Origin of the sequence: Lyngbya sp. PCC 8106 (assembly GCF_000169095.1) — a bacterium.
Classification (GTDB): domain Bacteria; phylum Cyanobacteriota; class Cyanobacteriia; order Cyanobacteriales; family Microcoleaceae; genus Capilliphycus.
Map to the genome: position 1 here is coordinate 78800 of NZ_AAVU01000016.1, position 22137 is coordinate 100936.

At 40.5% G+C, this 22137-nt stretch carries 18 protein-coding genes; 12 read left to right on the forward strand and 6 right to left on the reverse strand.

Annotated features, from left to right (window positions below):
* Positions 1 to 82: 82 nt before the first annotated feature.
* Complete coding sequence (locus L8106_RS12720; RefSeq protein ID WP_009784716.1) at positions 83 to 1069, reverse strand: cysteine synthase A; 987 nt, start codon at positions 1067 to 1069, stop codon at positions 83 to 85.
* A 157-nt stretch (positions 1070 to 1226) separates the two neighbouring features.
* Positions 1227 to 1865, reverse strand: a complete 639-nt coding sequence (locus L8106_RS12725; RefSeq protein WP_009784717.1) for a peroxiredoxin — start codon at positions 1863 to 1865, stop codon at positions 1227 to 1229.
* A gap of 165 nt (positions 1866 to 2030) precedes the next feature.
* Here L8106_RS12725 and L8106_RS12730 point away from each other — a divergent pair, with 165 nt between their 5' ends.
* The gene (locus L8106_RS12730; protein WP_009784718.1) at positions 2031 to 2315 is read left to right on the forward strand and encodes a hypothetical protein; all 285 of its coding nucleotides are present in this window, start codon (positions 2031 to 2033) and stop codon (positions 2313 to 2315) included.
* 32 nt (positions 2316 to 2347) lie between these two features.
* Here the strand turns inward: L8106_RS12730 and mutS are convergent, their stop codons facing one another.
* A complete protein-coding gene (gene mutS / locus L8106_RS12735) occupies positions 2348 to 5008 on the reverse strand; it encodes a DNA mismatch repair protein MutS (RefSeq protein ID WP_009784719.1) in 2661 nt (886 codons plus the stop codon).
* A gap of 841 nt (positions 5009 to 5849) precedes the next feature.
* On the opposite strand from mutS, the gene L8106_RS12740 reads away from it, so the two are divergent.
* From L8106_RS12740 to L8106_RS12770, 9 genes are all read left to right on the forward strand, one after another.
* On the forward strand, positions 5850 to 8939 hold the full coding sequence (locus tag L8106_RS12740; protein WP_156803660.1) for an ABC transporter transmembrane domain-containing protein: 3090 nt from the start codon (positions 5850 to 5852) through the stop codon (positions 8937 to 8939).
* 668 nt (positions 8940 to 9607) lie between these two features.
* On the forward strand, positions 9608 to 11284 hold the full coding sequence (locus L8106_RS12745; protein WP_071941389.1) for an HlyD family efflux transporter periplasmic adaptor subunit: 1677 nt from the start codon (positions 9608 to 9610) through the stop codon (positions 11282 to 11284).
* Between the two features lie 122 nt (positions 11285 to 11406).
* Positions 11407 to 11499, forward strand: coding sequence for a HetP family heterocyst commitment protein (locus tag L8106_RS33625; RefSeq protein ID WP_232228473.1), 93 nt, complete (start codon positions 11407 to 11409; stop codon positions 11497 to 11499).
* A 4-nt stretch (positions 11500 to 11503) separates the two neighbouring features.
* On the forward strand, positions 11504 to 11620 hold the full coding sequence (locus L8106_RS34355; protein ID WP_304412086.1) for a hypothetical protein: 117 nt from the start codon (positions 11504 to 11506) through the stop codon (positions 11618 to 11620).
* Positions 11621 to 12305: 685 nt separating this feature from the next.
* On the forward strand, positions 12306 to 12602 hold the full coding sequence (locus tag L8106_RS12750; RefSeq protein ID WP_009784723.1) for a hypothetical protein: 297 nt from the start codon (positions 12306 to 12308) through the stop codon (positions 12600 to 12602).
* Positions 12603 to 12757: 155 nt separating this feature from the next.
* Complete coding sequence (locus L8106_RS12755; RefSeq protein ID WP_009784724.1) at positions 12758 to 13060, forward strand: hypothetical protein; 303 nt, start codon at positions 12758 to 12760, stop codon at positions 13058 to 13060.
* Positions 13061 to 13317: 257 nt separating this feature from the next.
* A complete protein-coding gene (locus tag L8106_RS12760; protein WP_009784725.1) occupies positions 13318 to 15927 on the forward strand; it encodes a calcium-binding protein in 2610 nt (869 codons plus the stop codon).
* Positions 15928 to 15983: 56 nt separating this feature from the next.
* A complete protein-coding gene (locus L8106_RS12765) occupies positions 15984 to 16727 on the forward strand; it encodes a peptidylprolyl isomerase (protein ID WP_009784726.1) in 744 nt (247 codons plus the stop codon).
* Positions 16728 to 17051: 324 nt separating this feature from the next.
* The gene (locus tag L8106_RS12770) at positions 17052 to 17390 is read left to right on the forward strand and encodes a hypothetical protein (RefSeq protein ID WP_009784727.1); all 339 of its coding nucleotides are present in this window, start codon (positions 17052 to 17054) and stop codon (positions 17388 to 17390) included.
* A 205-nt stretch (positions 17391 to 17595) separates the two neighbouring features.
* Here L8106_RS12770 and L8106_RS12775 read toward each other — a convergent pair whose 3' ends face one another.
* A complete protein-coding gene (locus L8106_RS12775; protein ID WP_009784728.1) occupies positions 17596 to 18342 on the reverse strand; it encodes an LEVG family PEP-CTERM protein in 747 nt (248 codons plus the stop codon).
* A 195-nt stretch (positions 18343 to 18537) separates the two neighbouring features.
* On the opposite strand from L8106_RS12775, the gene L8106_RS12780 reads away from it, so the two are divergent.
* On the forward strand, positions 18538 to 19380 hold the full coding sequence (locus tag L8106_RS12780; protein ID WP_009784729.1) for an MOSC domain-containing protein: 843 nt from the start codon (positions 18538 to 18540) through the stop codon (positions 19378 to 19380).
* Between the two features lie 125 nt (positions 19381 to 19505).
* On the forward strand, positions 19506 to 20237 hold the full coding sequence (radC, locus tag L8106_RS12785) for a DNA repair protein RadC (protein WP_009784730.1): 732 nt from the start codon (positions 19506 to 19508) through the stop codon (positions 20235 to 20237).
* Between the two features lie 59 nt (positions 20238 to 20296).
* Here the strand turns inward: radC and L8106_RS12790 are convergent, their stop codons facing one another.
* Together L8106_RS12790 and miaA are read right to left on the reverse strand one after the other, a co-directional pair.
* Positions 20297 to 20788 carry an NINE protein gene (locus L8106_RS12790; RefSeq protein WP_009784731.1) on the reverse strand — a complete coding sequence of 164 codons (492 nt, stop codon included), beginning with the start codon at positions 20786 to 20788 and terminating at the stop codon, positions 20297 to 20299.
* A gap of 286 nt (positions 20789 to 21074) precedes the next feature.
* A complete protein-coding gene (gene miaA, locus L8106_RS12795) occupies positions 21075 to 21977 on the reverse strand; it encodes a tRNA (adenosine(37)-N6)-dimethylallyltransferase MiaA (protein ID WP_039896212.1) in 903 nt (300 codons plus the stop codon).
* Positions 21978 to 22137: the final 160 nt, after the last annotated feature.

A 22137-nucleotide genomic window follows, 5' to 3' on the forward strand; every position in this document is an offset into this window, starting at 1 on the left:
AAAAATCTGATGATTAAAACTCAATGATGACTCCATCAAATCTTGCAAAAAAAATAGTTGATTCTAACCCAAATCCTGTCATTTATCCGACGTCACTCGTTGGTAATAATCCCTTTTCCTGTAACCATTCCCGGTTAAATAATTTCGACTGATAGCGAGTTCCACTATCACACAACACCGTAACAAGAGTATGACCTGGCCCCATTTTTTTTGCTAATGCGACAGTTGCCCCCACATTAATTCCTACAGAACCCCCCATAAATAAGCCATCTTTTTCTAATAGTTGATACACGACCCGCACCGCTTCGATATCATCAACTTGAATAGCATCATCTATCGGTACATCTTCCATATTAGCCGTGACGCGACTATTACCAATTCCTTCTGTGATTGAACTGCCTTCTGGGTTAATTTCTCCCGTTTTCACATAACTATAAAGACCACTTCCCATCGGGTCAGCGAGAACGGTTTTAATATTGGGATTCTTTTCTTTTAAATATAAAGAAACCCCCGCAAATGTTCCTCCGGTTCCGGTTGCCGCGACCCAAGCATCAACTTTGCCGTCTGTTTGTTCCCAAATTTCTGGGCCTGTGGTTTCATAATGGGCAATACGATTTGCTAGATTATCAAATTGATTCGCCCAAATTGCATTTTCCATTTCCGATGCAGTTCGGCCTGAAAGCTTAACATAATTATTAGGATCACGGTAGGGAACCGCCGGAACTGTACGAACTTCTGCCCCCAATGTTCTTAATAAATCTATTTTTTCTTGGGATTGAGTTTCGGGGATAATAATCAAACATTTGTAACCTTTGGCATTACAAATATGGGCTAAACCAATGCCTGTATTCCCGGCTGTTCCTTCTACAACAGTTCCTCCGGGTTTGAGTAATCCCTTTTCTTCTGCATCTTTAATAATATAAAATGCAGCCCGATCTTTAACTGAACCACCCGGATTTAAAAATTCGGCTTTCCCTAAAATTTCACAACCAGTTTCTTCACTAAAACTATTGAGTCGAATCAGGGGAGTATTACCAACTGTTCCGACAAAACCATTTTTAATATCCATCATCCTGAATTAAATTTAAGTTGTCTGACTTTTTCAGATCGGGTGGATCGCATTTTCATCCCTTTCTGCTGTTCAACAACACAAACAGGTTTGACCCACCCTGATCATTTCTTGTGATCTCTCAATCACCAATGACAACTATTTTACTCGAATTTAACTACTTATCCGGTTGAGGAGTCATCCGCAAGTAGGGTTTAACTTCAGTAAATCCTTTGGGAAACTTCTGTTTTAATTCTTCAGGATCTTTGAGAGAAGGAACAATTACGCAATCTTCTCCATCTTTCCAGTCTGCGGGAGTTGCGACTTGATAGTTATCGGTTAATTGTAAAGAATCAATCACCCGTAAAATTTCATCAAAGTTGCGTCCGGTACTCGGCGGATAGGTGAGAGTTAGACGGAGTTTTTTGTTAGCATCGACAATAAAAACGCTACGAACTGTAACAGAGGCGTTAGCGTTGGGGTGAATCATGTCATAAATATCAGACACTTTGCGATCCGCATCCGCCAAAATCGGATAATTAATATTGGTGTTTTGCGTTTCGTTAATATCACCAATCCAGCCTTTGTGAGATTCGACATCATCAACACTCAGGGCGATAACTTTAACATTACGTTTGTCAAATTCAGGCTTGAGTTTAGCGACGGTACCGAGTTCAGTCGTACAAACGGGAGTATAGTCCGCCGGGTGAGAAAATAAAACAACCCAGCTATCACCCGCCCACTCATAAAAGTTGATATCACCTTCTGAGGAAGCTTGTGTAAAGTTGGGTACTGTATCTCCTAATCGCAGTGTCATAACTGATTTCCTGTGATTCTTGTAAGAAATATAACTATGATGTCATAATACCCCGCTTTTCCGACCGGAATTTTGACGTTTTTAAATCTTCACATAATTTTAAGGTCTGAGGATGATTAAAATAAAGTATCCCGTTGTTAATACTCAATCGGTGAGAAGTCTATCGTGTTAAAAATACTCATTGCTTTAATTCACGCCATCCAGCCTTTTATCGTCCCGTTGTGTTTTGTCTGTGCATGGGGATTAATGGTTCTGCTGGTTTGGAGTGTGGGGTCTGCGATCTTTGATACTATGCGCCGCGCCCAACGAATGCACCAAATTCCTTGTGCTGACTGTGCATACTTTACTAAAGATTATCATCTTAAATGCCCTGTACGACCGACAATTGCTTTATCGGAAGAAGCCATTGATTGTCCTGATTTTTGTTCGGTTGGGGGGAAAAACAGTTAACTGTTGACTTAGACAGTAAACGATTTTAAAAATTAAAATTCTTCTTCGGTTTCAAAGATATCTAATTGTTCTATGGAGGCGGTTTGACTTTTTTGTTTTTTGATGCCTTTTCTCAGTCCAATTGCTATTTTACTATGTTGTTCGATTTGACGCATAACTTGTCTCGCCCGTTGAATCACAACATCCGGTAAACCCGCTAGCCGTCCGGCTTCTATCCCATAGGATTTATCTGCACCTCCGGGTTGAACTTGATGTAAAAAGACAATTTTATCCGGTAACTCTTTGACGGTGACTTGATAATTTGCTACATTTTCTAGGATAGATGCTAATTCGTTTAACTCGTGATAGTGGGTGGCAAAAATAGTCTTTGCTTGGATTTCTGCTGCTAAATATTCTGCTACCGACCAAGCAATTGAAAGCCCGTCAAAGGTTGCTGTTCCCCGACCAATTTCATCGAGAAGAACTAAGGATTTTTCAGTCGCATGATTGAGAATATTTGCCGTTTCATTCATCTCGACCATAAAGGTTGATTGACCTGTGGCTAAGTCATCCACTGCCCCAACTCGGGTAAAAATGCGATCGCAAAGACTCAATTGGGCGGAACTTGCGGGAATAAAACTTCCCATTTGTGCCATCAGTTGAATTAAGCCAATTTGTCGCAAATAACAACTTTTTCCACTGGCATTCGGCCCGGTTAAAATAATTAAATCAGGATAAGAATAAGGGGTTAGTTCTTCATCTTCTTTATCCGGTATTCGACTGCCTAACTGCGCGGTATTCGGCACAAAAAATCCCGGCGGAAGTAACTTTTCTACAACGGGATGTCGCCCATCAATAATTTTCAATTCTCGCCCTTCGATCATTTCAGGACAACAGTAAGATTGACGAATTGCCACGTCTGCTAACCCACAAAGTACATCAATTGCAGCCACCGCTTTAGACACATTGCGAATAGTATCGGTATATTCAGCAACTTCTGAACGCAGTCGAACAAAGATATCATATTCGGTTTGGTTTAAATCTTCTTTAGCAGTTAAAATTCTAACTTCCCGTTCTTTTAATTCTGGTGTAATATACCGTTCTTCATTGGTTAATGTTTGTTTGCGAATATAATCATCAGGGGCGAGTTCTGCTTTGCCTCGACTAATACTGATATAATATCCAAAGGTTTTATTAAATCCAACTTTTAAGGTAGGAATTCCGGTGCGTTCTCGTTCTTGGACTTCTAAATTAGCAATCCATTGTTGATCTTCTACCGCCAGACTTCGCATTTCATCGAGGTTGGCATCAACTTCTGGACGAATTAGTTCGCCTTCTTTGACGGAAATCGGAGGAGATTCAACTAAAGAATGAGTAATTTTTTCGGCGACTTTTTCTAAGGATTGAGGAAGATTTTGTAAGGCTTTTAGATAGGGAGATTTTCCCTGTTCGGCGACAGTTGCCAGTTGGGGTAACTTGGCTAAAGAATCGGCTAAAGAGACTAAATCTTTGGCATTTGCGGTACTATTTCCCACTCGTCCGGTCAACCGTTCCAGGTCATAGATTTGTCGGAGAATCTGTTGAATATCTTGTCGCAGTTCGTGGTTATTGACAAACTCTTGAATGGTATCATGGCGTGCGCGAATGCCTTTGAGATCGAGTAAAGGTTGTAATAACCAACGCCGTAACGCCCGACTTCCCATGGGTGTGCTAGTTTTGTCTAACGCCCATAATAATGAACCATACAACGTATTATCTCGAACGGTTGTGGTGATTTCTAAGTTGCGGCGACTTTGATGATCGAGGACTAAATAATCACTGAGGGTATAAGTTCGAGGACGTTGGAGAGGGGTAATATGATCTTTTTGAGTATCTTCTAAATATTCTAATAACCCACCTACTGTCCGCACACTTAGGGGTAGATGTTCACAGCCAATACCTTCGAGAGATGTGAGTTGAAATTGTTGTAAAATTCGAGGTTTGGCTTCACCCAAAGAAAAGGGCTTTTGCGATCGCAATGAATAACAAAAACAACGAGGTAAACAGTCCGGCAATTCCTGATCATTTTCTCCTGGTTTCAGCATCTTACTGATATCAGGGACATTCACCGGAAACAAAATTTCAGACGGTTGTAACCGCATTAACTCTTGGGTGAGGTGTTCTAAATTTTCTGACTGAGTGGTGAGAAATTCTCCAGTTGAAATATCAGCATAAGCTAACCCCCAATGTTGACCTGCGATCACAATTGCCGCTAAATAATTATTTTGGCGACCTTTGAGCATATTATCATCAGTCAGAGTTCCAGGCGTTAGAACACGGGTGACTTCTCGCCGAACCTGTCGTTTTTCTTTGGCGGCGATGGCTGCATCTTCAACTTGATCACAAATTACAACCGCATAGCCTTTTTCTAACAGGGTACTGCTGTAGCGATAAACGTGTTCGTGGGGAACTCCTGTCATCGGAACTCGCCCAATTTCTTTTCCGGCGGCTTTGGTGGTTTGGATGAGTTCGAGTTCACGGGCGATAGTGACGGCATCTTGAAAAAAGCACTCAAAGAAGTCGCCCACCCGAAAAAAGAGTAACGCATGGGGATATTGTCCTTTTACCTCGATGTATCGCTGCATCATTTCCGACAGTTTGCTGGGATCGAGTTGTCGGTAGTCAGCGTTGGGGTATTCTTCGGGTTGAGTAGATGCAGGGGTGGAATCAGTCATAGCAGGTTTAAGACTTTTAGCAGGACGCTACCCTTATTAACTTTACCGCGATTGTGACCCCACAAGTTCAGAAGTCGTGAGGTCAGAAGTTGTAAACTACCCAACGCCAGTGAGGGTATAAACCCATCAGGGGTTAAAGCACTCTTGACGACTGATAGTATTGACTGAAAAGTTTTTTAATTTTAGCATTACCTCGATTTAACTCTCTTCTGTTAGACAGATGAAGCATTTAGGAGGTTTTTTAAAGATTCTGTAAAGGTGGACGGAGAATTGTAGACATTTGATAAAGTATATGGCAATCTTTATATAGCTGTGAAAGTTAAGTGAAACCTGGGATCTTCTCAGGTCGTGATTAGGCTAGGCAAATTTAGAGTTGGTCTGTTTGGTATTGTTAGTTTAAACTAATTTTTGGCCACCGTCTTTTAGGTGAAATAAAGACAGGGGTAAAATAAATTTGAGCATTGTACATTAATCAAACGTTTTTGAATTTGATATTCATTAATACTTTGAGATAAAAACCAGTCACTTCCATCGGAAAATCGGATAATGTCGAGACTCCAGCGACTTAAAACTCTTAAGTTGGAGGGATAAAACTGGCTGTTAGAAGCTTTCAGTCTCGATTTTCGGCGGAATTTCGATGACTTAGTTTTGTTTTTGTGAGTTTAGAAATAGGTTACTCCACATCTGTTATTGATTAACTTTTTTAACAAAGTGTGATGAGTATCGAATTTTTAACCCGATTTTTCAGAAATGTTGAATAGTTGACATTAGATTCGGAGTAGAACTCCCCTGAAAACGAATGAGCGAATCAAATTCTCAGTTTCGGCATTCAGCTCAGACAATGAGCCGAAAAAGGAGTGCATCAGAGAGCATCTCTGCCTTTGAACAACTTCTCACCGTTCTCAACATTGAGAGTAGTCTGGCGGTGAATCTTAGTCAGGAAGCAGAGGTTTATAGCTATGAGCTAGGAGACGAGATTGCGATTGCAGCGAGCAGCTTTGCTCCGAATGTATATGATTATCAACTCAATCAATCTACAAATTCTGTTCAGGGCGAACATCAAGAGGGAATTTATCTCATTTGTCAAGGTCATGTCAGACTGTTAGCGTCTGACCCCACCAAAGACCGAGACGTTTCGGTTTCCCGCCTAGAAGCCGGAGAACTATTTGGAGGTGATCGCCATCTGTTCACCCTTGAACCCTTACCCTATCAAGCGATCGCAGCCAGTCCGGTTATCGTTGCTCATCTGACTCTCAAAACCCTGCAAACTTGGCTGGAACGGTTTCCTCAATGGCGCGAGGAACTACAAACGACAACGAACGAACGTCAACGTTTGATTTTCTTCAAAACTCAAACCGAATTACGAAGATTAACCAGTTCTCAACTGCGACAACTCTTACCCGAGATCAGCGAACGTCAAATTCAGCCCCAAACCCCTCTAAAAACTGCAACACCTGCTTCAAAAGGGCGCTACTGGTTGTATCAAGGTGAAATTGGCGGAACAGAATCGATTCCGCAACCGGGACAAAGTTGGGGTTATCCCGATACCACGCCCCCCGCTTGGGTTGCCAAAACGCCTCTGATTGTTTATCACCTTTCCACCGAACATTGGCAAAATATTTCCCAAAACCCGACAACCGGCTCGAAACCAGTCTCTCGTCCCTCAATCTCCGTTCAACCCTCCGCCAAAAAAGCGACACCGACCCTTACCGTTGTTCCCCCAACGAATACGAACGATGTCGAACTCGAACTTCCCAAGCCTCGAAAACGTAGACGAGGACGGGGACTTTGGCGGCGTTATCCCTGCGTCGAACAGCAAAGTTCCTCCGACTGTGGGGCAGCTTGTCTGGCAACAATTGGACAATATTGGGGTAAAACCTGGAGTCTGAACCGCTTACGAAACCTAGCCGGGGTCGGACGTTCGGGAGCCTCATTAAAAGGATTAGCACGAGCCGGGGAAAGTTTAGGATTTCAAGTTCGACCTGTACGAGCCAGTTTGGGACGGCTAGAAGACCAAAAACATCCCTGGATAGCCCATTGGCAAGGCGATCATTATGTCGTGGTGTGTTGGGTAAAACGGCGCAAAGTGTTGATTGCTGACCCCGCCCAAGGAAAACGGGAGTTATCTCGTCAAGAATTTCTCGCCGGATGGACAGGTTATGCGTTGTTGGTTGACCCCACAGAACGACTCGAACAAGTCGAGAACGAAAAACGGTCTTTAGGTCGATTTATGGGGGTGTTGTGGCCCTATAAAACGTTGGGGCTGCAAATCATTCTAATTTCGATCTTGATCCAAATGTTTGCGCTGGTTTCGCCTCTGATTACTCAAATTATTATGGATCGGGTCGTTGTCAACAAAAGCCTCACCAGTTTACACGTTTTTGCTTTGGGTGCTTTGCTGTTTGGGGTGTGGAGTTTGGGATTATCTTCGATTCGACAGTATTTGTTGAGTTATCTCTCAAACCGCCTAGATTTAACTCTCATTAGCGGTTTTATTCAACACACCCTCAAACTTCCCCTCAAGTTTTTTGAGTCTCGGCGAGTCGGTGATATTATTACCCGAGTTCAAGAAAACCAAAAAATTCAACGATTTCTAATTGGTCAAATTCTGCTGGCGTGGCTGAATTTTGTCACGGGGTTTGTCTATTTGGGATTGATGCTGTACTATAACTGGCAGCTAACAGTCTTGATTTTGGGTTTGATTCCACCGATTCTGTTGTTAACTTTGGGTTCAACGCCCTTTCTCCGCAAAGTTTCTCGTCAAGTTTTTAATGCGTCGGCCGATCAAAATTCTACCCTTGTGGAGATGATGACGGGAGTTTCTACGGTGAAAGCAGTCGCGGCTGAACAGGAGTTACGCTGGCGCTGGGAAGATCGCCTGACTGAACAACTGAATATGCGGTTTAAAGCCCAGAAATTGGCGATTAATTTGGGGTTTGTCAGTGGGTTAATTAATTCGATTGGTGGCACAGCGGTACTCTGGTTTGGGGCAATGTTGGTGATTCAAGATCAATTAACCATTGGTCAATTTATGGCGTTTAACATGATGCAGGGTCGTGTGATTTCGCCCGTGATTGCCTTGGCTGGTTTGTGGGATGAACTGCAAGAAGTGTTGATCTCCGTTGAACGTCTCAATGATGTTTTTGACACTGAACCGGAGGAAAGCCCACAAAAACCGTTACTTGTTCTTCCGCCTCTACAAGGTCAAATTAAGTTTGATCAGGTGACATTTCGCTATGGGGAAGATGAAGATAACACCTTAGAAAATCTTTCCTTTGAGATTCAACCCGGTCAAACTCTGGCAATTGTGGGTCGAAGTGGTTCGGGTAAAAGTACGTTGGTGAAGCTATTACAGGCTTTGTATCATCCTCGCAGTGGTCGTGTCTGGATCGATGGACATGATTTGCGTCATGTGTCTAGCCAGTCTTTGCGAACTCAGATGGGGGTTGTGCCGCAGGAATGTTATCTGTTTTCGGGGACGATCTTAGAAAATATTACGATTTATCGAGGAGAATATACGCTCGAACAGGTGGTTGAAGTCGCCAAATTAGCAGAAGCCCATAGCTTTATTCAAACGTTACCTTTGGGGTACAACACGAAAGTCGGAGAACGGGGTTCCAGTTTGTCGGGAGGTCAACGTCAACGCATTGCGATCGCCCGGGCGTTACTTGGAAATCCTCGACTTTTAGTATTAGATGAAGCGACGAGTTCTTTGGATACCGAAAGTGAACGGCGCTTTCAACGAAATTTAGAACAGATGAGTCGCGATCGCACCACGATTATTATTGCCCATCGTCTCTCAACTGTTCGGAATGCAGATCAAATTTTAGTGCTAGATCGAGGGGTGTTGGTAGAACAGGGAAATCATCAGCAATTGATGGAGACTCAAGGGCTTTATTATCATCTTGCCCAACAACAACTTAATCTTTAATCTCTGTTAATGATTTGATGAAATCCAATCTAGATCAGAGATCTGTGACTGAGTACCATTCAATCTTTGAATGTTATTTAGAATCGGATATCGCAATGTTACCTGATTTGTAAAAAAGTAATCGAGATCACCCCCCAATTTTGGGGGCAAAGTACAAATGATTTCTGATTGCTTTTTTCTCAGGTTCAGATCAAACAACAATCTCTTCAGGGGAGGCATTCCCGATTCAAGTAGCGCTGCTATATCCCCAACAAATCAGAGTGACTTGAGTTTATAAAAAAATTAAAGTTTTATTAAAATTCCAGCCGATGATCAATTCAAACTCCAAATCAAACAAATTAGACAATTTATAGAGTTAATAAGACTTAGAATGAAATTATTTAAAAAATCAAAAAAACTGCCAATTTGGCAAAATATGATCAGGACTTAAGTTAAAATACTAACAACTTTAAGTTTCTGCCCGCCTAACGATCACATTTCACAGCTAAGTTGAGGCATATCAGAAATAAAAGTTACCCAAAAACTACCCTTTAAAAAAATTCTTTTATGCTTTGATCTGACTCTAGTTAGAGTGAATTCTCAGACAAGATTGATCTCATCTTGATTTGTGAGTGATCTTCCTAATTCGCCCTGACTCTTAACCCAACGTTGTTACAACATTTAAAGCGATGAGCTTCCACATCCTACCTCACCTCCGAACAAAACAAACTCGAGAATCAGATTCTCATTCGGAGGAGAAACAGAATTATTTGTATGATTTAAACTTCTCCCAAGAAAACATCGAAGAAGCCCACTCTATCCAAGGTGGAGTTACCACTTCTCTCCCTCTATCCTCACCCGTTTCTAATACTGCTTATCCGCTCACTCCCCAAGATAAAGATACAGAAAAAAGAGCTTCTCATTCAGGAAATTGGTCAATTGCTTTACAGTCAGTTTTAGATCAACCGCCCGCCTCATTTCCGATGCAACTGTTTTGGGGTGGCGTAGTATTTTGTATCGCCTTTGCAACTTGGGCGCATTTGGGGACTGTTGATGAAGTCGGTCATGCGCGAGGTGAATTAATTCCCCAAGGAAATGTTTACAAAGTTAATCCCGTGGAAATGGGAAAAATTGCCACTTTAGCTGTTAAAGAAGGGGATACAGTAAAAGCAGGTCAAGTCATTGCAGAATTGGATAGTCAATTGGCTTTAGCAGAAATCGAACGACTGCAACAACAACTTAATTCCTTGCAAATTGAACAAACTCAAAAACAAGGACTTTTAGAAAGAACCCATTTAGAAAAGGAAAGTCGTAGTGCAATCTCAGCCGCTCAAATTCAAACCCATGAAGCGGAAATAGAACGGGTAAAAACACAAATACGCGGAACAGAACGGGTACTCAGTCAACTCCAATTACAAGCAGAAAGCGCTCAAGCCAGAGTAGAGAATATACAACCCTTACCCACCCAAGCGGATGAACTTTTAGAAAAACTTTATGTAGATCAAGCAGCATCAGTTGAACGGGTTGAACGACTCAAACCGTTAGTGGAAGAAGGGGCAATTTCTCAGGAGTTATTGTTTCAGGCTGAACAGTCTTTACGGGATCGCGAACGGGCTATTGTTCAGGCTCAATTATCGGAGAAAAATAGTACCAAAGAACAGGTATTTCAAGCTCAACAAATGTTACGAGAGCGTCAACAGATGATCACTCAAAATGAAGGTGAATTGCAACAACTTCAAGCTGAAGTCAATCGTCTTTATGTTGAACTCAAACAAAAACAATCAGAAGCCGAAGCAATTGAGATAGAAGCCGATCAGAAAACTCAGCAAATTCAGCTAGAAATTATGCAGCTTCAAGCTCAAATGAAAGAAACTAAAAGCTTGTTGATGGCAGCAAAAATGAAGCGAGAGGAGCGATTTATTTATGCTCCGGTTGATGGCTATATTTCGACTTTGAATGTTAGCAATGAGGGAGAAGTTGTACAACCTGGACAAAATATTGCTGAAATTTTGCCGAAAAATACTCCGTTAGTTTTATCAGCAAGTCTACCCAATCAAGAAGCAGGTTTTATTAAGGTTGGGATGCCTGTTAAGATGAAGTTTGATGCTTATCCTTATCAAGATTATGGGGTAATAGAAGGAACTGTTACTTCGATTTCTCCTGATACAAAATCTGAAGAAAACCAACCACCTGTCTATCAGCTTGAAGTTGAGTTAGAACAGGATTCAATTCTAGAAAATCAAGAAGAAATTAAATTTAAACCGGGACAAACTGCAAGTGCAGATATTATCATTCGTCAGCGTCGGGTTGCTGATGTGATACTTGAACCGTTGCAGAAGTTTCAGGCCACTGGTTTAGAGCTTTAAAACGGAAATTACTTCAATGTAATCAAAGATAAGAAGACTAATTTTAAGTTCAATTCATCTGGGAAGCATTCACATGAACTATTCTAATACTTCTTCTAAAACTCAAAGAGATAAAGCCATGAGTGAAGAACGAATTTAATCAAGTAATTGAAGCAATATTAGCTGGAAAATATTCCTGGGCTTGTGTTTTGATTCTTCAGATTTGCAGGTTATAACCCTTTGCATTATATTCCCTACCGCACTTACAATCGGTTAACCAGAGATAATAATCAATGCGAAAAAAACAATAAAAATTCTTCAGGTAAATGCGATCGCACTCGACAAAAGGTTTCTTGAGGTTACTGCATTTTTATCAACTTTAACATCTTTTTCATCACAAAGATGAATATAAATCTATTTTTAACCCCCTAGTCTTTGGGGTTATTTTTTTGTCTTGAGACTTACAAAGAAGATGCCACAGGCGGGGGATATAGCACTACGCGCAAGTCAAAAGTTGACTATAGAAGGGGGTTTATGAGGAGGATGAGATGAAACTTCCCAGAGAGTTAGTCTCAAACAAAACTCAAATCAACCCGATTCAAATACTTGAGAAAACTTAACAGAAAAACTGCCAAAATGGCAACCTAAAATTTGTAGTATTGACTACTATTAACTACTGGAATCACATCAAGCTATAAATTGATGTTCTCGACTCCTGAATGATTAAAATAACTGAATCATTCGTCAGGGTTGCTGTCAACTGTAGTTACAAGTGAATCTTAGATATCTTGAGTTGTTTAAAAAGAATTTGAACGAACTCATCGGAATGTTTTTTGTGTCAACCCAGAGATTTTTGGGTTGATTTTGCTGTCTACATTTTATTGAAAATTCCCCAAGAATAGAGATGCAATACTTTTCCAGATAAATTTGATAAAACTGCCAAAATGGCAACACAGTATTTGCAAGGTTAGTTATTATAAAAATGTCGAGATAAGAAAAACAACTCGACACAAATACTCAGACTATTAACAGGATAAAAATCATGAAAATTGCAGATCTGAACCACTTAGAAACCGTCGAAGCTAACGTTACTGGTGGTATCACTAACAAATACGCTAAGACTGTACTTTCATTCAAAGAATATGTAGATATCGACAAGTATTTTACAGCTACAGCTAATGTTAAAGGCAATCTTGCTTTTGCAGAAGCAGATGCAGCAGCTTTTGGTAATGACTCTGCATCAAATGCTTTAACTGAAACCTATACCGATGAGTATACGTCTATCTCTACTGCTACCTCTGCTTCTGCTACTGGCAAAAGCTACGGTTACTGGTACTAATAAAAAGAGTATACTGCATTGTGGTTAAACTGTTTAAATCACAAGATAACTACTGTCAAAGGTAGTCGCAGATGAACTCAACATTTCTTGGGTTGGTTCAAACAAAATTGAGCTGACTCAAGAGAGACTCGTCTAATACATTAATATTAGCAACAATGATGATCACAGATTTAAACTTTTTTGATCAGGTATCTCAACAGCAAAATATTGTAGGGGGAGCCTTCACCAGCACAACAGCAAATGCAACAGCTAAATTTAATTTTGCCAATGCTAACAGTGAAGCTATAGCAGTCGGTGAATATACTGTAACTCAAAGCAAAACAAAAACAGGTGCATACAGTAAACCAAAGACTTCTGTAACTTATGGTGTTGCTCAAGCAGTTGCAGTTTCCGCTACTAAGACTAATATTTCTATTTCTCAATCCCTTGATACTGATCTTTCCATAGTTTGGTACTAAAACTTTTTTAGAGAGTTTTTTTAGTTGAATTAACTCTCATCTTATGCTAACCAATTAGCTCAGATTTTTTTTGAACTAGATTATTCTATCAATTTTTAATCAGCCCTAAATATTTAGAGCGTTTTTTTTGTTTATAGAATTTTCATGATTTTTTAAAATATATTTTATTCTTGTTTTTGCTTGAAAAATACTTAATTCATCAAAGTCATTTTTATTAACAGATAACATTGAGTGTAAATCTTAGGAGAGCAATTATAATGTCTCAATTCAATCAATCTTTTTCTCGAAATTCCTTAGAGGATGAGAAAACATCGTTAGAGGTTTCATCAAACTATGATCTTGACACAAATCACTTGATTTTGGCAGATACACCCTTAGAAACAATGACTTCAAATCATAAAATTTATAATGAGTTAGAAGCTGAAAAACGACTAGAAGATATGAATTCAACTCCGAACAGTAACAGCGCCTCTAGTTCTTCTGAGTCTTTTGTTGATGAAACCGGAGCGGGAAGTAATAGCCAAGCCACTGCAACTTCTTCTAATGGAGAAACAAGCTACAGTGAAGCTCAAGAGTATAAACCAGGAGCCACTTCCAGCAGTGGAAGTTCATCGGCGGAAGCTTCTGATAATAATGCTTCAACTGATGCTAACGTTGAGACACCCGCTAATAATTCAACAGATAATAGTTATACCAATAATAACTCAAATACAACAGAAAATTCCAACGAAAGTTCGAGCAGTTCCTCGAGTAATTCTATTGTAGATGAGAACGGAGCTAGCAGTGAAAGCGAAGCTAACGCCACATCTGGAGACGGAGAAACTAGCAACAGCAACGCTCAAACTAACGAACCCGGAGCTAATTCCAGCAGTGGAAGTTCATCGGCGGAAGCTTCTGATAATAATGCTTCAACTGATGCTAATGTTGAGACACCCGCTAATAATTCAACAGATAATTCTACCAACTCAAATACAACAGAAAATCCCAACGAAAGTTCGAGCAGTTCCTCGAGTAATTCTACTGTAGATGAGAACGGAGCTAGCAGTGAAAGTGAAGCCACCGCCACATCTGGAGATGGAGAAACCAGGAATAGCAACGCTCAAACTAACGAACCCGGAGCTAATTCCAGCAGTGGAAGTTCATCGGCGGAAGCTTCTGATAATAATGCTTCAACTGATGCTAATGTTGAGACACCCGCTAATAATTCAACAGATAATTCTACCAACTCAAATACAACAGAAAATCCCAACGAAAGTTCGAGCAGTTCCTCGAGTAATTCTATTGTAGATGAGAACGGAGCTAGCAGTGAAAGCGAAGCTAACGCCACATCTGGAGATGGAGAAACCAGGAATAGCAACGCTCAAACTAACGAACCCGGAGCTAATTCCAGCAGTGGAAGTTCATCGGCGGAAGCTTCTGATAATAATGCTTCAACTGATGCTAATGTTGAGACACCCGCTAATAATTCAACAGATAATTCTACCAACTCAAATACAACAGAAAATCCCAACGAAAGTTCGAGCAGTTCCTCGAGTAATTCTATTGTAGATGAGAACGGAGCTAGCAGTGAAAGCGAAGCTAACGCCACATCTGGAGATGGAGAAACCAGGAATAGCAACGCTCAAACTAACGAACCGGGAGCCACTTCAACCCGTGGAAGTTCATCGGCGGAAGCTTCTGATAATAATGCTTCAACTGATGCTAACACAGAAATTAATACGATAGAAGTCATTGGAATTGCGCTGGCTTTGGGAACCGATGACAATAATCGTATTGTCGGTAATTCTGAAGAAAATACGATTTTGGGTTTAGATGGAAACGACGAGATCTTTGCTGAAGTTGGTGATGATATTTTACAAGGGAATGCAGGTGATGATACTGTAGTTGGCGGTGCAGGAAATGATACCATTTGGGGTGGACAAGGAAATGATTTAATCTTCGGATCACAGGGAGATGATTGGTTGTCGGGCGATCTCGGTATGGATACTATTTCGGGTGGTGAAGGTGCAGATACTTTTGTGATCATTCCTGATGTTGCAAATCAGCCCGATATCCTAACTGACTTTAATGCCAGCGCCGGTGATAAAATTCAAGTTTCACCCGAAGTTTCACCCGAAAATTTAGGGCTTGAAGTGATAGATAGTAATGGAGATGGTGAAGTTGACGCAACTTTAATTACAATCAGTTCTATAGAACAAAACTCCCCGTTAGCGATTGTCTTAGGAACCGTAAATAATCAGGGTGAAACAACTCTTGCTTTAGATGATTTCATCTCTATTTCTGATAATGTTATTCTACCCAGAACAACAACTTTTTCGATTCCTTCTCTGATTATCGCCACTAATAATGATGATAATATTCAAGGAAATCCTGATGCAGATAGGATATTTGGTTTAGCAGGGAATGATAATTTATCTGGCGAAAGTGGTGATGATTTTATTCTGGGAAATGTCGGTAATGATACTCTCAAGGGTGGAGAAGGAAATGATACAATTCAAGGAGGTCAGGGTGATGACTCGCTGACGGGAGATTCAGGAGATGATCAACTCTGGGGAGACATCGGAAATGATATCCTGATTGGGGGCGAAGGAGCAGATACATTTGCTTTAACCTTAGAAGATTTTGAGCGCGTTGATGTCATTGTTGATTTTGAAGTAAGCGCTGGGGACAAAATTCTTCTTCCTTCTGATATTTTGTTAACTAATATTGCTTTAAATCCTGTAGATTCTAATGATGATGGTATCATTGATGCAACAGCTATTCAACTCAATGTTAGTCAGGATGAATTGATTTTGGGTGTGGCTCTAGGAACCGTTGATTCTTTAGATCAAACTACTTTAACGTTTGCTGACTTTGTTGTAACATAAAGAGATAAGATTTGAGGATGAAAACTACTCAGCCTGAATCGAGAGAGAAAGCGACTATGGTTAATAAGTCGGGAACATCTGTAACAAATGATGAAATTGTTAGTTTTCTGAAAGAACAACTTCAGTACAAAGAATTCTGTCAGAAAATCTTATCACAAAGAGCGATTCATCGAGCGGTTCAGGAACGAGAAATTACAGTCACCTCAGATGAAATTCAAGCGGAAGCTGATCGTCAACGCCTAGTTAGACGGTTAGAAAAAGCTTCTGATACCTTAGCGTGGTTGACTGATCAAAGGATTTCCCCTGATGACTGGGAAGCCGGAATTCAACAGGGAATTTTGGCTAAAAAACTAGCAGAAACTCTGTTTGCTTCGGAAGTCGAAAAATATTTTGCTCAAAATAGATTAGACTATGAACAAGTCTTGCTTTATCAAATTATTGTTCCCTATGAGCGACTAGCTCGGGAACTTTTTTATCAAATCGAAGAAGAAGAAATTAGCTTTTATCACGCCGCTCATCTGTATGATATTGAAAAAAAACGCCGAGAATTATGTGGTTATGAAGGACAACTCAATCGCCGTCATTTAAAAGCAGATATCGCGGCTCTGGTTTTTGGTGCGACTCCGGGAGAAATTATCGGCCCCCACCAAACCGATCTGGGTTATCATTTATTTAAAGTTGAGGAGTTTATCCCGGCTGAGTTAACGGAAGAATATTCTCAAAAAATTATCCAAAAATTGTTTAAAGAATGGCTGGTGAGTGAAGTCAATTATCTGTTACATAATGCTTCCTCTTTATAGTCAAAACTCCCAGAATGTAAATTTTTGTTACTGTCGCTCTGAGGAGTCAAACCTTTTTCGCTGCTGAAGCAGTGGCTTTCGTTGTCGGGACAATAAAAGAAAAAACCCTAAATTCAGCCCTTGTGACTCCATCTAGAGTGTCTAAGACGACCAAATTTCAGCAAATTTCAGAGAGAATCACTGAACAGGGGTATTATTCTCAATCTTAAGAAGACTAGAATAGATCTTAAGATTTAATTTATAATTCATAATTAAGAACGTAGAGACGGGAAGGATAGCCTTCAGTCCTCTTTTTGGTTCGCTGTAACGAAGGATGCTTTAGAAATGTTGTTTAAGTGTCAACTTTGGCCAGGAAGTATTTGTAAGTGCGATTTACAAATTCATCCTAAGTCTGATGGTAGCCAGATTGTGATGGTCACGGAGTTACCCCGGAAACACGGAATTAGCATCAGCAGTGCTTTTGAAATCTTATTTGACCATATCTGTGAAACTCACTATCTCAACCCGGAAAAGGTCACTTACCTCGAACGTCGTTGTGAACCAGGAGGTTTAGGTGAACAGTGGTCATTGGTGCATTTTGAGATTATTAAAAAACGGGCTTGTAATCCTCGCTGGCAGGATGTAACTGAGAGTTTTGTCCGAACCATTATAACCTTTAAATAGCATAAATTTACTCTGACTTTCATCCCCCCTTAGATAGATTCTGGATGAAGTCTTCATCAATCCAAAAAAACGACAAAAGATGGATAAGCTAATCGTTTTACTTTCTATCCATCTTTTGGGTTTGAATCAAAATCTAGTCACACTCCATCCCAGAGTAGTGCAGAAATTTTGTTGAATATTGGCTGATTTACGTACCGTTTTAAGCCTAATGACGCTTCCGAAGTTTAGAACCCGCTAAAGCCAAACCTAGCACTGCTAAACCACTAATTGTAGTGGGTTCAGGAACAGTTGCTGCGGGGGTTGCGGCTAACCGAAAGCGGACACCATCTCCAGGTTTTTTAACCATCATTCCTTCCGGGTCAAATAACCCCAACTTCAGCGTTAGAGAACTAACATCTGTAAAAGTTTGAGTAAAAACGTTACCATTTGATCCATCAGGTACCCAATCTGGAGAAGCTAAAGGATTACCATTGAGGGCGACAACACCCGTAGTATTTTCGGACTCTGCATCGAAATATTCAATTGTCAATTCTTCTAACAGTGTACCAAATTCAAAGGTGTAAGTCCCGACTTCGAGTTGACCTTCTTCGGGATAAGAATCTGTTGCTTCCAAATAAGCGACTGGACGAAACCAAACATCAGCAGGTATAGTTCCCGCATCTGTTGTTGAAAAGCTAATATCATCCCCATAAACGTTCTCAGTGTTCAAATCATCAATGAACAGACGACTTGTAGAACTTGTAGTTTCATCTGTCTCAGACAGAATACTCTCGACAAAAGAGAGAGACTCTGGCAGAATACACTGAGCGGCATCTAAACAATCTAAACCGACATTAATTTCCCCCTCAGAGTCAGGAACGAGACTAACCGCATAACCACTCGAAGCCATTGCACTGATTGCAACGGTTGTTGTTGTCGCCAACAAACTCCGGAAAAATAGAGATTTCGTCATACTATATACCCCAATCAAATTTTTACGAGATTTACAATCTCTGTCGTTTACTAATATAACCAATCCAGTGTAATATCACCTCCTATATACTACTATTGCCTGAACGAGGGCTTTTCGGTTTGTGGGTTGGTTTCAGTCACCGCGTGCGTCAAACTCATTAGTCTTTTTTATCGGTTCAGAGGAGAGATTTTCGCAATGAAGGTTACGGGTATTTTTATTCATCCGATTAAGTCTTGTCAGAGAATTGCACTCGAACAAGCGGAAGTCACGCCAAAAGGATTTGTTTGGGATCGAGAATTGATGATTGTTGATCACCGTCAGCAATTTATGACGCAGCGAGACTATCCTCAGATGGCAAAAATTCAGGTTAAACTTTCGGGAAAAGTTATTTCTTTATCTGTTCAAGATGAACCCCTAGAACCTTTTAGTTTTGAACCTCAGTTAACGGGAAATACTCTGGCTGTTAAGATTTGGCGGGATAATACTATTGCTATTGATCAAGGTGATGAAGTGGCAAATTGGCTGCAAACTGCTTTGAAATTATCTCCGATTCAACCTTGTCGATTGGTGCGACAATCTCCTCAACAACTTAGACCGATTAATCCCAATTATGCACAGCGATCTGAAGATCAGGTTAGCTTTGCAGATGGTTATCCTTTTTTACTCACCAATACGGCTTCTTTAGAGGAATTGAATCGCAAAATTATAGAGAATAATTTAATTGATGTTTCTGAGATTCCGATGATTCGATTTCGTCCGAATATTGTGATTGAATCTGACGTTGCTTTTGTTGAAGATGACTGGAAACTGATTAAAATTGGTGAGGTTTATTTTGATGTGGTTAAACCTTGCGATCGCTGTATTGTTACGACAACAGACCAATTCACAGGAAAACGAGACGAACTTAAAGAACCCTTGAAAACTTTAGCAACTTTTCGGCGACAAACCGGAGGTGTGATGTTTGGGCAGAATATGATCCCTCAAAATACGGGAGTGATTCACAAAGAAGATCAAGTTCAATGTTTAGAACATCGGTAATTTTACGGATATTTATAAACAGGTTTGTTTTGTAAAATCAGAAAATATTGATATGGAAAATATTCATTGATTTTCAAAAAACTCGGGTTATATTTAATTTAATCCTTGTTGTGAGAGCATCGAGTATGACCTATAGCCTGAGAATTGCTGATTTACCCTCCGATGAACGACCCCGAGAACGGATGATCGCCCATGGTTCGCCAGCCCTTTCCAATGCAGAATTAATTGCAATTTTACTCAACACCGGACAGGGAAAAGGAAAATTATCAGCCGTGGGTTTAGGACAATTTTTACTCAATCAACTCAGCCAAAATCAGCATGATCCGTTATCAATTCTGCGACATATTACTGTACAAGAACTCACTCAAATTCATGGAATTGGGCCAGCTAAAGCCACAACCATTATCGCAGCAATAGAACTCGGAAAACGAGTCTTCCAACTCCGTCCTTCTGAAAAAGCAATTATCGAAACACCCCAAGCCGCAGCCGATGCTTTAAGCCAGGATTTAATGTGGCAAACTCAAGAACGATTTGCGGTATTATTATTAGATGTAAAAAACCGTTTACTGGGAACAAAAGTTATTACAATTGGTACCGCTACTGAGACTTTAGCCCATCCTCGGGAAATTTTTCGAGAAGTGATCAAATATGGGGCGACACGGATGATTATTTCTCATAATCACCCTTCGGGAAATGTTGAACCGAGTCCTGAAGATATTACCCTCACTCGTCAACTCTTAGCCGGCGCCCAAGTTTTATCGATTCCGATTTTAGATCATCTGATTTTAGGTCAGGGAGAATTTCAGAGTTTACGTCAAATCACCGAATTATGGGATGAATATCCTCAAGGTGATTAAAAAGTTAACCGTAACCCGTGATTGTAATCATCCATCTTCACGATCACAACGGTTTTCTATTAAACAATCCGATAAATGATCGTTCCTGTTTCTTCATGGTTATCAATATGAAGCAAACCTTCTTTATACAAATCGTTCAATAATTGCTTAATTTCAGGAATGGGTTTATCTGTTGCAATCACACAATCTGCAACTGAAATCCCTTGAGGACTATCTTTAGCGAGTTTTAAAATCGTATAAATATCAGACTTTTTCTCGACTGTCGGAATCGCTTCCTGGCTATATTTTTGACTTTCTGTTAGATTAACAATAACTTCGTGAGTAATTGGATTTTGACTATTTTCTCGTTGATAAAGTTGATATTTTAGATTCTTCCGTTCAACCATTCCGGGAATGAGAAATAAATCAACAACTTGACCTACCCCAAAAAAACCGAACGTAAATAGCCACACCAGTCCGGTAAAATAATTCCCGGAATAGATGCGGTGAACACCACCTAACCCTAAAAACCAGCTACACCACAGTAGATACGCTAGTCCTGTATTTCTCATTTCGATTCTCCCCGTATCGTGCTTGAAAAGACTAATCATTCAACACCCACAACTCATATCGTCCCAGGAATTTCGTGCAGCCTGGAGAAACGGATGTTGATTCCCCAAGTTATTCTGCCTTGATCTTCAACCTGGTGTCTGTGGATTCCGGAAAACCCCTTCTCATACTATTCTAGCACCAAATTGTTTCTCTGTTGTTGTTAAGAGAATCAAGAAAATTAACGAAAATTTATATTAACAATAAATTCCCCAAAACGTAATAATTCAAAAAAACTTGATGAAAAAATTAGATAAACGATTGAATCCGTTGCCAAACTTGTTCTAATAAATCTGGTTTTTCTGCATCAAACCATTCAATCTCAGGAACTGATCGAAACCACGTTTTTTGTCGTTTGGCAAATTGACGAGTATGCAAAACCGTCGCAGCGATCGCATCATCTAACGAACAACTTCCCGTGAGATATTGTTGAATTTCGTGATAACCCAAAGTTTTTAATAGTGGCAAATCTTGACCATATTTTTTCAGAAGTGTTTGTACTTCTTCAAGCCATCCATCCTCAATCATTTTTTGAGTGCGGTGTTGAATGCGTTGAGTTAGGCGCGCGCGATCCAAAGTCAACCCAATTTGTAAAATCGGATAATCTGGAGGATCTTCACCCTGCTGTTGAGAAATAGCACAACCCGTAATATAATAAACCTCTAACGCTCTTTGGGTGCGAAACTGATCATTCGGATGAATCTTTTGTGCCGCCACCGGATCAACTTGTTGTAGCATTGCATAACATTGAACCTGACCCAAGGCTTGAAACTGCGATCGCAACGGAGGACAAGGCGCAACCCGAGGAATCTTCATTCCGCGTACAATCGCTTTAATATACAGCCCCGTTCCCCCGACTAGCAACAACAGAGGAGAAGGAGAAATAGACACCGGAGGAACAGCAATCAAAGCTTGAGCCTTTTCCTGGTAATCTGCTAAAGTGAGAGTCTCTGTCGGATCGCAAATATCGAGCAGAAAATGGGGAACCTGTTGCTGTTCATCAAGCGTCGGTTTAGCCGTGCCAATATCAAACTCTCGATACACCTGACGCGAATCAGCACTGAGAATCACTGTGTTTAACCGTTGCGCTAAAGCGATCGCCAGTCCTGACTTTCCCGTTGCAGTTGCGCCACAGATCACAATAATCGTCATAAGTCCTTTTAAAAAATTAAACATCCCTTCCCTAGTCTCCATGATAAAGGGGTTCAACCTAGATTGAAATAGGGCTTCAGTTCAGCCTGTAATCGTTTCTAACCCTTTTGTGCTACAATTTTGGAGAGATTTGTCATTTTTGGAGTCCTGGGGACATTAG